We start from the raw sequence: 12837 nt of genomic DNA, 5'->3' as shown, positions 1-12837 counted from the left end.
TGCAATCAATGTAAATTCGTGGTAAAATAGCAAAAGCGTTAAATATTGGAGGTGAAATAATGGCAAATATTAAATCAGCTATTAAGAGAATAGATGTAGCTAAAAGAAATTCTGATCACAACAAACCTATTAGAACTGAAATGAAAAATGCAGTTAAGAACTTTAGAGTCGCTCTTGATGAAAACAGACTTGACGATGCTAAGGAACTTTTAATTGTTGCAGACAGAAAATTAAAGAAGGCTGCTAATAAAAATATAATTCACAAAAAACAAGCTTCCAGAAAGCTAAGTCGACTAGCTAAGGAACTTAACAGCAAGATCGCTGGTTAAGAGAAATTTTCCCGGGAAAGTTTCTCTTTTTATTTTTCACAAATAAAAAGAAAGAGGTAGATAAATTTCTACCTCTTATTTTTTTGTTCTTGTCTTTTTTTATTTAGCGGAAAAAGTCCAGCTCCACTTGGTTGGATAGGTCCCTGCCTTTTTCTGTGAGTTTAATTTTATTTTCTTTTTCTTCTATTAAGCCAAGCTTAATACTTTTTTCTATTTCACTTTCATAAGTTTTTACAAAATCTTCTTCAAATCGTTCTTTAAATTCACCTAAGTCAATGCCAGACCTGAGCCTTAGTCCCATCATTATAAATTCATTGGTCCTATCGGTCTTAGTCAAGGTCTCAGAAAATTCTATGGGTTTTTCTCCCTTATCAAGAGCCTCATAATAATTTTTAAAGTCAGAAAAATTTCTGTAACGCAAATTTTTTATATTTGATGAGGCAGAAAGTCCAAAGGAAAGGTAATCCCTCAGCTTCCAATAAGTCAAATTGTGGCGACATTCATAGCCCTTTTTCGAAAAGTTTGAAATTTCATATTGATGAAGGCCAATTTTTTCAAGTTCAGAAACTACATAGTGATACATTTTTCTGTCCTCATCTTCATCGGGAAAATCTAGGGGACTTTTTTTATGAGCTTCATAAAGCCTTGTGCCTTCTTCTAAGATAAGTGAATAGTAAGAAAGGTGAGGAAGGTCTAAATTTTTTATCTCCTCAAGGGATTTTTCTATGTCAGAAAATTTTTGATCGGGCAGGGCAAGCATTAAATCTAAATTTATATTTGTAAAGCCAGCAGACCTTGCATTTTCAAGAGCCTTATAAATATCTTCGGACTTGTGAATCCTTCCAATCTTTTTTAAAATTTCATCGTTAAAGGACTGGGCACCTATGGAGATTCTGTTAATGCCAGAAGAAAAATAAGTTTCAGCCTTTTCTCGCGTCAGAGAGTTGGGGTTGGACTCAATAGTTATTTCTGGATTTTTAGAAAATTCAAAGTCACTTAAAATTTTTAAAATTTTCTCAATAAATTTCTCGTCAACAGAAGAGGGAGTGCCGCCGCCAATAAAAACTGTGTCAATAATTTTTTCCCTTAAAAAATTTCTATATAAATTTATTTCTCTCTCCAAATAAGAAAAATATTTTTCAATATTTTCTCTATTTAAAAGAGAAGAGCAGAAGTCACAATAGTGACATCTACTCTCGCAAAAGGGTATATGAATATAAATTGAAATTTTATTTTTCTTCATCGTATTTTAATACAGACAAGAAGGCATCTTGTGGAATGTCAACATTACCTACAGTACGCATTCTCTTCTTTCCTTCCTTTTGTTTTTCAAGAAGTTTTCTCTTTCTAGAAATATCGCCGCCGTAACATTTTGCAAGTACATCTTTTCTAAGAGCACGAATTGTTTCTCTGGCAATAATTTTATTTCCAATGGCAGCTTGAATTGGCACTGCAAATTGGTGTCTAGGTATTACATCCTTTAGCTTTTCACAGATTTTTCTTGCACGAGTATAGGCATTAGATTCGTGAACAATAAGTGAGAAAGCATCTACAAGTTCTTCGTTGATTAAAATATCAAGTTTAACAAGGTCTGACTCTTCGTAGCCAATTAATTCATAGTCATAGGATGCGTAGCCGCGAGTTTTTGATTTAAGAGCATCAAAGAAATCGTAGATAACTTCATTTAGGGGCATGTGATAAGTTATTAGGGCTCTTGTCTCTTCAAGGTACTGCATATCCTTAAAGACGCCACGCCTATTTTGGCAAAGCTCCATAACCTGCCCAACGAAATCTGTTGGCGTCATAATTTCTGCCTTTACAATTGGCTCTTCCATGTACTCAATTTCTGTTGGGTCAGGTAGGTTTGATGGGTTTTGAATTGAAATCATCTCGCCATTTTTTTTCATTACATTGTAAATAACAGAAGGGGCAGTTGTGACGATATTTAAGTCAAATTCTCTTTCCAGTCTTTCTTGGATGATTTCCATGTGAAGAAGACCCAAAAAGCCACACCTAAAGCCGAAACCAAGGGCAACAGAAGTTTCTGCCTCAAAGTCAAGGGCAGCATCATTTACCTGTAACTTTTCTAGGGCTTCACGAACACTGTTGTACTCTTCGCCTTCGCCAGGGTAGACACCACAAAATACCATGGGTAGAACTTTTTTGTAGCCAGGCATTGGTTCACTTGTTCTATTATTTTTGTGAGTAATTGTGTCGCCCACTCTTGCGTCCTTTACATTCTTAATGGAGGCAGTTATGTAACCAACTTCGCCTGCGCTTAAAGAATCAAGATTTATGTGACCGTTGGCGATTACTCCAACTTCAACAACTTCAAAAGTTTTGCCTGTTGCCATCATGAGGATTTCGTCGCCAGGCTTTACTTGTCCGTCAATAATTCTCACATGACAAATTACTCCTCTGTAGGAGTCGTAAATTGAGTCAAAGATAAGGGCCTTAAGAGGTGCCTTGTGATCGCCACTTGGTGCAGGAATCTTGTCCACAATTGCGTGAAGGACATCATCAATGCCAATGCCTTCCTTGGCAGAAATAAGTGGAATCCCTTCAGTGTCAATGCCAATAATATCTTCAATTTCTTCTTTTATCTCATCAGGTCTTGCACTAGGAAGATCTATTTTATTTATTACAGGCACAAGTTCAAGGTCTTGGTCAATGGCAAGATAGACATTGGCAAGAGTTTGTGCCTCAACACCTTGGGCTGCATCTACAACTACAATGGCGCCTTCGCAAGCTGCAAGGGAACGAGAAACTTCGTAGTTGAAGTCAACATGACCTGGAGTGTCGATTAAGTTTAAAATGTATTCCTTGCCATCTCTGTCGTCCTTGTAGATAAGTCTAATTGCCTTTAATTTAATTGTAATTCCTCTCTCGCGTTCAAGATCCATAGAGTCTAAAACTTGCTCATCCATTTCTCTCTTAGTGAGCATGCCCGTTGACTCGATGAGCCTGTCGGCAAGAGTGGATTTGCCGTGGTCAATATGTGCTATTATTGAAAAATTTCTTATATTATTTTGATTTCTCAAATTTTTACCTCCGTTCTAGGGGATTTTTATTTTATTAGAGTTTCAATTTTTCCTCTATCTTTTAGAGGTAAAATCCTATAAACTGCTGATGATTTTATTCTCTTCTTTTCGATTGGTCCAAAGTATCTGGAGTCTACGCTCATGCCAGGGAGTCTGTTATCGCCCATGACAAAATATTCATCATCCTTTAAAACAAATTTTTCTTCATCAGATTCTGTATAATCACTTGAAGTATAAGCTTCTTCTAAAACTTTTCCATTTAAAAGGACTTTTCCATCTATAAATTCTATGGTGTCGCCAGGCTTTCCTATAAGTCTTTTGATGTAGTTTCTGTTGTCATTTGGCGCATCGATTACAACAATTTCGCCACGAGGTATGTCAGTAAACCTCTTGTAGGAAAGGCAAATCAATTTGTCCTTTTCATTTAAGGTTGGGTGCATTGACTCTCCATTTACAACAGCTATATTAAAAATAAAATTTCTCACAAAGAGTGCAATTAAAACTGCAGCTACAATTGTGATAATAAAAGATGTAGTTTCACTTTTTTTCAATTAAATCATCTCCAATTACTAATTTTAACATAAATAGCTTGAAGATTGGAATAAATTTAATTTATAGCTATTAGTATTCAATGAGAAGGAAGAGTATTCAATAAGATAAGATAAAAAAATTTCAGGGTCTTGTTAAAAAATTTTGAGAAGCAAGTAATTAATTTTAAAAAATCATGAGTTTATACACAGAGACTATGGATAATAAAAATTATATTAAGTTAAAATTTAAAGTATTCTCATAAAAATAAAATTAAAAAAATTTTCTAGAATAATTTTCTAGAATAAAAGAAAAAAATTTTTGAAATATCCTTGACAAAGCTTTTGGAAGAGGGTACTATATAAATAGATTAGCACTCGACATTAATGAGTGCTAACAAAGGAGGGAATTATGGATACTAGAAAAATAAATATTTTAAATGCCATAATTGAGGCATACATTGATATGCCCACTCCCGTCGGGTCACGAACTCTATCCAAAGATTACGACCTTGGAGTTAGTTCAGCGACAATAAGAAATGAAATGGCAGATCTTGAAGATCTTGGTTTTTTAAATAAGCCACATCAATCAGCTGGAAGAATTCCTTCTGACAAGGCTTATAGATTTTATGTTGATGAGTTTTTTAAAAGTTTAAATGAATTTCATGACATAGATGCTTCAGAAAAAATCAAGGACAGACTTTTATACACTTCAAGAAATATTGAAGACTTTTATAAAAATTCTGTAAACTTACTTGCCAGCGTCAGCAACTGTACGGCATATCTTATTACACCGCAAAAGGCTGACACAAAGATAAAAAGACTTACTCTAGTAAAAATTGACGAAAAAACAGCACTCTTAGTTCTAATAGGGGACAGAGGAGTTATTGAGAGATATTTTTTAGAAATTGAAAATATTCCTGACGAAGATTTTTATTATATAGAGAAGGTTTTAAATGAAAAGATGTCGGGAATTGATTTTGACAAAATTGAGTCACTAAAAATTTCTCTTTCCGATGACATGATTAGGCATGGAAATTTTATTTCCAATGTTGTAAAAATTGCAAGCAAGTTTAATAAAAAGGTCTCATCCATTGAAATTTATTATGACGGCCTCACTAATATTTTAAATTTTGACGAATATAGGGATCTTGACAAGGCTAAAGATTTTATGAGTTTAGTTGAGGACAGAGACAGTTTATTTCAAATCTTAAATAATGATAACTTCACAGGAGATGTGGAAGTGATTATTGGTTCAGAAAACAGTGCAAGCCTTATGAAAGAAAACACAATCATTCGGGCACCCTTTGCCAAGGACTTTGGCATCTATGGCAGCATTGGACTAATTGGACCAGTTAGGATTGATTACACGAGATTGGTTAAGGTGGTTAAAACTTTTAGCGACGCTTTGACGAGAGGATTAAAAGAAATGTGAGGGAGTACATGACAAATGAAGATATAAAAAAAGATAACTTAGATGAAAATAAAGAATTAGAAAATGAAAATATAGAAGATGTAGTTAAAGAGGAAGAAGTTCAAGATGATAGTCAAGAAGTTACCAATGACTCATCTGATGATGAAAAGTACCAAGATTTAATGGACAAGTTCATGAGACTTCAAGCAGACTTTGCAAACTACAAGAGAAGAACTGAAGCGCAAAAGACTGAATATGTTGAGCTTGGAGTTAAAAAAATAGTAAATGACTTACTTCCCGTTCTTGACAATTTTGAGAGAGCCCTAGATTCTATTGGAGAAAAGGACTCAACTTATGACGGGATATTGATGATAAAAGATCAACTTACTGATGTCCTTAAAAAGGAAGGTATAGTTGAGATGAAGGCACTTGGTGAAGAGTTCGACCCAACTTATCACCACGCAGTATTAACTGAAGATTCTGATGAATACGACAGTGGCTATGTAATTGAAGTTTTACAAAAGGGTTATTTAATTAATGACAAAACGTTAAGACCTGCAATGGTCAAAGTTTCACAATAAGTGAATTATTTAGGAGGTAATTTATATGGGAAAAATAATTGGTATTGATTTAGGAACAACTAACTCTGCAGTAGCAGTAATGGAAGGCGGAGACGCTGTAATAATTCCAAACATCGAAGGTAATAGAACTACACCTTCTGTTGTAGCTTTTACAAAAGATGGAGAAAGATTAGTAGGAGAAACTGCTAAGAGACAAGCTATCACAAACCCAGACAGAACTATTTCATCTATTAAGAGACACATGGGTTCTGACTTTAATGTAAAAATAGATTCAAAAACTTACACACCACAAGATATTTCAGCTATGATTTTACAAAAATTAAAATCTGATGCAGAATCTTATCTTGGCGAAAAAATTACTGAAGCAGTTATCACTGTTCCAGCATATTTTACAGATGCTCAAAGACAAGCAACTAAGGACGCAGGAAGAATAGCAGGACTTGATGTCAAGAGAATTGTAAACGAACCAACTGCAGCTGCTCTTGCTTATGGAGAAGACAAGGACACAGAAGCTCAAACAGTAATGGTTTACGACCTTGGCGGTGGTACTTTCGACGTATCAATCCTTGAACTTTCTGATGGAGTATTTGAAGTACACGCAACTCGTGGTAACAACAAACTTGGTGGAGATGACTTTGACAACAGAGTTATCGACTATATAGCTGAAGAATTTAAGAAGGAAAATGGCATTGACCTAAAGGCTGACAAGATGAGTCTTCAAAGACTTAAGGAAGCTGCTGAAAAGGCTAAGAAGGAACTTTCTTCTACAATGTCAACTAATATAAACCTTCCATTTATTACAGCATCACAAGCTGGTCCACTTCACTTAAATATGGACTTAACTCGTGCTAAATTTGATGAACTTACAGCAGACCTTGTAAAGATGACTGAAGGACCTGTTAAGGATGCACTTTCTGATGCAGGACTTTCTGCAAGTGACATTGACAAAGTTCTTCTAGTTGGTGGTTCAACAAGAATTCCAGCAGTACAAGAATGTATTAAAAAATTAACTGGCAAACAACCTCAAAAGGACATCAACCCAGATGAATGTGTTGCCCTTGGTGCAGCTATTCAAGGTGGAGTTCTTTCAGGCGATGTAAAAGACTTGTTACTACTTGATGTAACACCACTTTCTCTAGGAATTGAAACAATGGGTAACATCACAACAAGACTTATCGAAAGAAATACAACTATTCCAACTAAGAAGTCACAAGTATTTACAACTGCAGCTGATAACCAAACTTCTGTAGAAATTCACGTACTTCAAGGTGAAAGACAAATGGGTAAGGACAATGTAACTCTTGGCAGATTTACCCTTGATGGAATTGCTCCAGCAAGAAGAGGAGTGCCACAAATTGAAGTAACATTTGACATTGATGCCAATGGTATTGTAAATGTAAGTGCAAAAGATTTAGGCACAGGCAAAGAACAACACATCACAATTACATCTTCAACTAACTTAAATGAAGAAGAAATTGAAAAGAAAGTTAAAGAAGCTGAAATGTACGCACAAGAAGATGCTAAGAAGAAAGATTTAATTGAAGCAAAGAACAATGCTGACTCAATGATCTATCAATCTGAAAACACATTAAAAGATGTTAAAGGAAAAATTTCTGATGCAGACAAGAATAAGATTGAAGATGCAATTAAGGCTCTAAAGGATGTAAAAGATGGCGAAGACCTTGAAGCAATTAAGTCTAAAACAGAAGAATTGACTCAAGCTTTCTACGCAATTTCTGAAGAAATTTACAAGCAACAAGGTGCACAAGGACAAGCTGGCGCAACTGATGCAAAACAAGATGATGATGTAGTTGACGCTGACTATGAAGTTGTTGATGATGACGAAGAATAATAATTAAATAAAATTGTTGCAGTTTCGGCTGCAACTTTTTTTATGTTTAAAATTATTTTGTTTTTCTTGCAAAAACTTGTGAGTAAAATTGAAATTACAAAATAAGCTTTATTTTTCCAAGACTTTATATTAGAATATAAAACTATTGAGGTGGAAGATGAGAAATTTTTATGAAATTCTTGAAGTTGAAAAAAATGTAACAAAGGAAGAATTAAAGAGATCTTATAAAAAGCTTGCGAAAAAGTATCACCCCGACTTAAATCCAGGAGACGAAGTGGCAGAAGCAAGGTTTAAGGAAATTTCCTATGCCTATGAAGTCCTATCTGACGACGAAAAGAGACAGATTTACGATGTCTATGGCGAAGAAGGACTTAAGGGTAACATGGGTGCTTCTGGCGGCAGCGGCTTTGGTGGATTCTCTGATATTTTTGATGACATCTTTGATATTTTTGGCGGCTCAAGATCAAATAGATACGAATATGCAAATAGAAAGGACATGCCAAAGAAGGGACCTGACACTAGAGTTGATGTAACTCTTGATTTCTTTGAAGCAATTTTTGGTGTGGAAAAAGAAATTTCAGTAAAGGTTAAGGAAGAGTGCGGCCAATGTCACGGCAGCAAAATGGAACCTGGCTCAGAAAAGCATGAGTGTGACAAGTGCCATGGATCTGGACAAGTCACATCAGAGCAAAACACACCTTTTGGTAGGTTTGTTAGAACTTCTTCTTGTGACAAGTGTCATGGAACTGGCGAAGTAATTGACCAGCCTTGCAAGAAATGTGGTGGCAGAGGAGCTGTCCTAAAGAGCAAAAAATTAAAAGTAAATATTCCTAAGGGCGTGGACACTGGAAATATTATTTCACTAAAGGGTCAAGGCTCTGTTGGTGAAAATGGTGGAGAAAATGGAGACATATTTGTCTACATTAGAGTTAGGTCTGATGCAGTCTTTAAGAGAGAGGGCAATGACATCTATCTAAACATTCCAATATCCTATTCCGATGCAGTCCTTGGTGCAAAGATAAAAGTTCCAACTCTAAAAAAACTTGTGGACTACGACATACCTAAGGGCACCACTGGCGGCACAGTCTTTAGACTAAAGGGCGAAGGAGTTCCCTATGTAAATCGTGAAAATCAGAGGGGAGATCTTTTCTTTAAAGTTGACATAATTATTCCTAAAAAGGTTTCAGATGAGCAGAGAAAACTTTTGGAGGAATTGAGAGATACTGAACCAGAAGTTGAGGAAAATAAAAAATCATTTTTAGACAAGTTAAAAGACTTATTTGATTAATGCGGATCACTGATTCGCATTTTTTAAATTGTATAAAAATTTCAGGTAATATATAATGAAGTCAGGTGATTAGATGAAATACATTGAAATGACAATAAATACTTCAAAGGAAAAAAAAGATTTAATTGAGGGAATTCTTTTTGACTATGGAATTTATACAAGTGAAGAAGTTTCCAGCCACTTAGTGGAGGAGCTGGACCAAGACGAAAAGGACTGGGACTTTATAGATTATCCCCTTTTAAATTCTGATAAAGAAATTTTTGCCATAAAAGTTTATCCAGAAAATTTAGAGGATGCAAAAAAAATAAAGGCTGAACTTGAAGAAAAGTCTTTAGGAAATTCAAAAATAGAAGAAAAAGACGATGAGGATTGGGCTAACAATTGGAAGAAATATTACAAGCCCCTAGAAATTGGAGAGAGCCTTGCAATTGTTCCTGAGTGGGAAGAATATAATTCAAATAGAAAAATTATAAAAATAAATCCAGGCATGGCTTTTGGAACTGGCACTCACGAGTCAACTTACATGTGCCTTGAACTTTTAGAAAAATATGTAAAGGAAGGCGACGAAATTTTTGACATTGGCTGCGGCTCAGGCATACTTGCCATTGCTGCCTTAAAGCTTGGAGCAAAGAGAGCCCTTGCAATTGATATTGACGACAAGTGCATTGATGCGTCTCATGAAAATGCAAAATTAAATGATGTAGAAGACAAGATGGAAATTAAAAAGGGCAATCTCTTAGATGTAGTAAAGGGAAGAGCAGATTTAATTGTTTCAAACATCATTGCAGAGATAATCGTTGATGAAATAAAAAATCTAAAAAATCATATGGATCCTGGCGGAATTTTTATCACTTCAGGAATTATAAAAGAGAGAAGACAAATGGTAATTGATGCCCTAAGGGAAAATAATTTTGAAATAATTGACGAAATCGAAAAGAATAATTGGCTTGCCATAGTGGGAAAATTAAATGTATAGATTTTTTGAAGATAGAGAATTTAAGGGAAATACAAATTTAAAGGAAGAGACAATCCATCACTTAAAAAATGTAATTAGGATAGAAGATGGAGAAGTCTTTCAAGTTGTCTTTAGTGATGGAATTTTTTCCTTTGCTTTTTATGCCGGCAAGCTCAAAAAAATTGGAGAGGTTGAGGAATCTAACGAATCCAAGGTTAGGCTATCCCTATTTTTTGGAGTCATAAAAAATAATAAGTCAGAAGATGTCTTAAGGCACGCCACAGAAATTGGTGTCAGTGACTTTTACCCAGTTTTAATGGATAGGACGATTTCTGATATTTCAAAGAAAAAGGACAAGAAGAAGGAAAGATATCAAAAAATTGTTGAGTCTGCGGCAAAGCAATCTAAGAGGGACATAATCCCCATAGTTCACGACATAATTAAGACCGATGACATTTTAAAATTTAAGGGCGACCTGGTCCTTTGCTATGAAGATGAAGACAAGACTCAGCTTGGAGAAATTATTCATGAGCTTGGCGATAATATTGGTCTTGTAATTGGACCCGAAGGCGGCATATCAGAAAGGGAACTTGAAATTTTAAGGGATGCAAAAAAAGTTGGTCTTGGCAGGAGAATATTAAGAGCCGAGACTGCAGCAATCACTGCGTCCTTTTATATAATACACGGAAAGGAGTGTGAGTAATGGAAAAAACTTTTTCAATTTTAACTCTTGGCTGCAAGGTCAACCAATACGAATCAGAAGCCATGAGCGAAATTTTTGAAAAGAGAGGCTATAGAGAAGTTGGAAATGATGAATTTAGCGATGTGTATATTGTAAATACTTGCACAGTTACAAACTTATCAGATAGAAAATCCAGACAGTTTATTAGAAAATCAAAAAAGAAAAACCCCGATTCTGTGGTAGCAGTTGTTGGTTGTTACTCACAAGTAAGCCCCGATGAAGTTAAAAATATTGAGGGCGTGGATGTTGTAATTGGAACCACTGAGAGAAATAAAATCGTGGACTTAATTGAAGAGTCAAAAGCGTTTCACGAAAAAATAAATATAGTTAAGGATTTAAAAAATGTCCGTGAGTTTGCCAACACCACAAATTTTGACAGCAACAACAGGACTCGTGCCTACATGAAGGTTCAAGATGGCTGCAACAGATTTTGTAGCTACTGCATAATTCCCTTTGCCAGGGGACCAATTAGGTCAAGGACCATTGAAGATTCAGTGAGAGAGGCAAGAACTCTTGCAGACCGTGGCTTTAAAGAAATAGTCTTGACGGGCATTCACATAGGGTCTTTTGGCATGGATATGGGCGACATGAGACTAATTGATTTAATTGAAGCCATTGCAGAAGTTGATGGCATTGAGAGGATAAGACTTTCTTCTGTTGAGCCCATAATTATTACAGATGAATTTATGGAAAGAGCAGTGAAAACTGGAAAGCTCTGCGACCACTTCCACCTGTCCCTACAATCTGGGTCTAATAACATTTTAAAGGCAATGAATAGAAGATACACTCGTGAAGAATACATTGAAAAAGCAAATATTATAAGAAAGTATATGCCTCATGCAGGCCTTACAACAGACATTATTGTTGGCTTTCCTGGCGAGAGGGAAGAAGATTTTCGTGATTCAATGAGGATTGTAAGAGAAGTTGGCTTTTCAAGAATTCATGTCTTTAAGTATTCCAAAAGAAAAAATACTAAGGCAGCCCTCATGAAAAATCAAATTGACGGAAATGTGAAAAAAGAAAGATCAGAAAAATTAATTGCCCTTGGAGAAGAATATCAAGAAATTTTTGAGAGAGAAAATATGAAGACCCCTCAGTCAGTTTTATTTGAAGAAGAACATGAGGGCGAGTACTACGGCTACACTACAAACTACATTAGAGTTAAGGCAAAAAGCCAGATTGATCTTAAAAATAAAATAAAAGAGGTAAAAATTTTAGATACAGGCAAAATTGCTAACTGCGAAATTATTGGTGATTAAATGTTAAAGATAAGAGCCCATCATCTCTTGTGCACAGAAAATTTTGTGGGCGAGGGATATAGCGATGACTTTTCAAAAAATATGACTGAAGTTATAAAAAAGCTTAGAGAAAATCCTGAGGTAAGGCTTATAAAAGACCTAGATGATATTTGCAAATACTGCCCAGAAAATCTTGGAGAAGTTTGTGAGAGCCAAGAGAAAGTAAAATCCTACGACGAGAAAGTTTTAAAGCTTTTAAATATAAGGGCAGATGAAAAATATTTTTGGGAGGACCTTAGGGCTTTATCCTGTGATATAATATTTAGTAAAGATAGGCGAGAGGAAATTTGCAGATCTTGTCAGTGGAACGAACTCTGCAAAGAAGTTGAAGGAAAAAGGAGGTAAGAATGGACTGTTTATTTTGTAAAATAATTAGTGGAGAAATCCATTCAGACAAAATTTATGAAGACGAACTTGTCTATGCATTTAAGGACATAGACCCACAAGCACCCACACATTTTTTAATTGTGCCAAAGGAACATATTGCATCAGCAGATGACCTTGATGAAAGTCACAAGGAATTAATTGGCCATGTATTTTTAGTTGCCAAAAAACTTTGCGCTGAGGCAGGACTTACTAAGGGCTACAGAATTGTAAATAACTGCAAAGAAGATGGAGGTCAAAGTGTTGATCACCTTCACTTCCATGTCCTTGGTGGAAGAAGTTTAAATTGGCCACCAGGTTGATTCAAATTAAATAAAATTTTTAATGCTACGAGTTTTCTTGTAGCATTATTTTTTGGCTCTATAATATCTGTTGGGGAGTAAATCTCTAACAGATATTTTTATATAAAAAAATTGCACTTATACG

13 protein-coding genes are annotated in these 12837 nt (G+C 35.2%); 10 read left to right on the top strand and 3 right to left on the bottom strand.

Annotated features, from left to right (window positions below):
- Window positions 1–59: 59 nt before the first annotated feature.
- Window positions 60–329 carry a 30S ribosomal protein S20 gene (rpsT, locus tag WMO19_RS05205; RefSeq protein WP_019124761.1) on the top strand — a complete coding sequence of 90 codons (270 nt, stop codon included), beginning with the start codon at window positions 60–62 and terminating at the stop codon, window positions 327–329.
- 103 nt (window positions 330–432) lie between these two features.
- Here the strand turns inward: rpsT and hemW are convergent, their stop codons facing one another.
- The 3 genes from hemW to lepB are packed head-to-tail and all read right to left on the bottom strand — an operon-like array spanning window position 433 to window position 3921.
- Complete coding sequence (gene hemW / locus WMO19_RS05200) at window positions 433–1572, bottom strand: radical SAM family heme chaperone HemW (protein WP_349170562.1); 1140 nt, start codon at window positions 1570–1572, stop codon at window positions 433–435.
- Window positions 1559–3370, bottom strand: a complete 1812-nt coding sequence (gene lepA / locus WMO19_RS05195) for a translation elongation factor 4 (protein ID WP_349170560.1) — start codon at window positions 3368–3370, stop codon at window positions 1559–1561. Before lepA ends, hemW begins: the two co-directional genes overlap by 14 nt.
- Window positions 3371–3396: 26 nt before the next feature.
- Window positions 3397–3921, bottom strand: coding sequence for a signal peptidase I (gene lepB / locus WMO19_RS05190; protein WP_349170558.1), 525 nt, complete (start codon window positions 3919–3921; stop codon window positions 3397–3399).
- A gap of 388 nt (window positions 3922–4309) precedes the next feature.
- Here lepB and hrcA point away from each other — a divergent pair, with 388 nt between their 5' ends.
- From hrcA to WMO19_RS05145, 9 genes are all read left to right on the top strand, one after another.
- Window positions 4310–5332: a heat-inducible transcriptional repressor HrcA gene (gene hrcA / locus WMO19_RS05185; protein WP_349170556.1), complete on the top strand. Its 1023-nt coding sequence runs from the start codon at window positions 4310–4312 to the stop codon at window positions 5330–5332.
- Between the two features lie 8 nt (window positions 5333–5340).
- A complete protein-coding gene (gene grpE / locus WMO19_RS05180) occupies window positions 5341–5892 on the top strand; it encodes a nucleotide exchange factor GrpE (protein WP_070611280.1) in 552 nt (183 codons plus the stop codon).
- A gap of 25 nt (window positions 5893–5917) precedes the next feature.
- A complete protein-coding gene (gene dnaK / locus WMO19_RS05175) occupies window positions 5918–7744 on the top strand; it encodes a molecular chaperone DnaK (protein ID WP_349170554.1) in 1827 nt (608 codons plus the stop codon).
- 157 nt (window positions 7745–7901) lie between these two features.
- Window positions 7902–9032: a molecular chaperone DnaJ gene (gene dnaJ / locus WMO19_RS05170; RefSeq protein WP_349170552.1), complete on the top strand. Its 1131-nt coding sequence runs from the start codon at window positions 7902–7904 to the stop codon at window positions 9030–9032.
- A 73-nt stretch (window positions 9033–9105) separates the two neighbouring features.
- The gene (prmA, locus tag WMO19_RS05165) at window positions 9106–10008 is read left to right on the top strand and encodes a 50S ribosomal protein L11 methyltransferase (RefSeq protein WP_349170550.1); all 903 of its coding nucleotides are present in this window, start codon (window positions 9106–9108) and stop codon (window positions 10006–10008) included.
- Window positions 10001–10690, top strand: coding sequence for an RsmE family RNA methyltransferase (locus tag WMO19_RS05160; RefSeq protein ID WP_349170548.1), 690 nt, complete (start codon window positions 10001–10003; stop codon window positions 10688–10690). Before prmA ends, WMO19_RS05160 begins: the two co-directional genes overlap by 8 nt.
- A complete protein-coding gene (gene mtaB, locus WMO19_RS05155; protein WP_349170546.1) occupies window positions 10690–11988 on the top strand; it encodes a tRNA (N(6)-L-threonylcarbamoyladenosine(37)-C(2))-methylthiotransferase MtaB in 1299 nt (432 codons plus the stop codon). The genes WMO19_RS05160 and mtaB overlap by 1 nt, the downstream gene beginning before the upstream one ends.
- Window positions 11989–12372, top strand: a complete 384-nt coding sequence (locus WMO19_RS05150; protein ID WP_349170544.1) for a DUF1284 domain-containing protein — start codon at window positions 11989–11991, stop codon at window positions 12370–12372.
- 2 nt (window positions 12373–12374) lie between these two features.
- Window positions 12375–12713, top strand: a complete 339-nt coding sequence (locus WMO19_RS05145; protein ID WP_349170542.1) for a histidine triad nucleotide-binding protein — start codon at window positions 12375–12377, stop codon at window positions 12711–12713.
- The last annotated feature ends 124 nt before the right edge of the window (window positions 12714–12837 follow it).

Origin of the sequence: Peptoniphilus hominis (ex Hitch et al. 2025), from assembly GCF_040096015.1 — a bacterium.
GTDB classification, from domain to species: Bacteria; Bacillota; Clostridia; order Tissierellales; family Peptoniphilaceae; genus Peptoniphilus_A; species Peptoniphilus_A hominis.
The sequence above is the reverse complement of the archived record's forward strand: the minus strand, read 5'-3'. Positions and strand labels throughout refer to the sequence as shown.

Excerpts from the sequence above, each read along its gene's own strand:
- rpsT (WP_019124761.1), top strand. The coding sequence starts at position 60 with ATGGCAAATATTAAATCAGCTATTAAGAGAATAGATGTAGCTAAAAGA.
- hemW (WP_349170562.1), bottom strand. The coding sequence starts at position 1,572 with ATGAAGAAAAATAAAATTTCAATTTATATTCATATACCCTTTTGCGAG.
- hrcA (WP_349170556.1), top strand. The coding sequence starts at position 4,310 with ATGGATACTAGAAAAATAAATATTTTAAATGCCATAATTGAGGCATAC.
- grpE (WP_070611280.1), top strand. The coding sequence starts at position 5,341 with ATGACAAATGAAGATATAAAAAAAGATAACTTAGATGAAAATAAAGAA.
- dnaK (WP_349170554.1), top strand. The coding sequence starts at position 5,918 with ATGGGAAAAATAATTGGTATTGATTTAGGAACAACTAACTCTGCAGTA.
- dnaJ (WP_349170552.1), top strand. The coding sequence starts at position 7,902 with ATGAGAAATTTTTATGAAATTCTTGAAGTTGAAAAAAATGTAACAAAG.
- prmA (WP_349170550.1), top strand. The coding sequence starts at position 9,106 with ATGAAATACATTGAAATGACAATAAATACTTCAAAGGAAAAAAAAGAT.
- WMO19_RS05160 (WP_349170548.1), top strand. The coding sequence starts at position 10,001 with ATGTATAGATTTTTTGAAGATAGAGAATTTAAGGGAAATACAAATTTA.
- mtaB (WP_349170546.1), top strand. The coding sequence starts at position 10,690 with ATGGAAAAAACTTTTTCAATTTTAACTCTTGGCTGCAAGGTCAACCAA.
- WMO19_RS05150 (WP_349170544.1), top strand. The coding sequence starts at position 11,989 with ATGTTAAAGATAAGAGCCCATCATCTCTTGTGCACAGAAAATTTTGTG.
- WMO19_RS05145 (WP_349170542.1), top strand. The coding sequence starts at position 12,375 with ATGGACTGTTTATTTTGTAAAATAATTAGTGGAGAAATCCATTCAGAC.